We start from the raw sequence: 430 nt of genomic DNA, 5'->3' as shown, positions 1-430 counted from the left end.
GGCGGCGCCCGCCGGCGCTTCGAGCACAAGGGCGAGGCGGCCGGCGTGCGCGTCGTCGACGACTACGCCCACCACCCCACGGAGGTCGAGGCGCTGCTGCGCGCCGCCCGCCCCGTCGCCGACGGCGGCCGGGTGGTGGCGGTCTTCCAGCCGCACCTGGTCAGCCGCACCCGGGCCTTCGCCGCGGAGTTCGGCCGCGCGCTGGGGCTGGCCGACGACGTCGTCGTCCTCGACGTCTACGTGGCCCGCGAGGACCCGGACCCGGCCGTGACCGGGGAGCTGGTCGCGCGGGCCGTGCCGCTGCCGGCCGAGCACGTCGCCTTCGTGCCCGAGCGCGCGGCCGCGGCCGCGGCCGTCGCGGCGCGGGTGCGCCCGGGGGACCTGCTGCTGACGATCGGCGCCGGCGACGTCACGCGGGTCGGCCCCGAGG

1 protein-coding gene is annotated in these 430 nt (G+C 80.5%); it reads left to right on the top strand.

The genetic code is table 11. The features are described from left to right. Window positions 1–430: glutamate ligase domain-containing protein (locus GTQ99_RS25145; RefSeq protein ID WP_276612214.1), on the top strand; the 430-nt coding region annotated here is incomplete at both ends.

Origin of the sequence: Kineococcus vitellinus, assembly GCF_009906315.1 — a bacterium.
GTDB lineage: Bacteria > Actinomycetota > Actinomycetes > Actinomycetales > Kineococcaceae > Kineococcus > Kineococcus vitellinus.
Note: the sequence above shows the minus strand (reverse complement) of the source record. Positions and strands in the feature narration are given on the sequence as shown.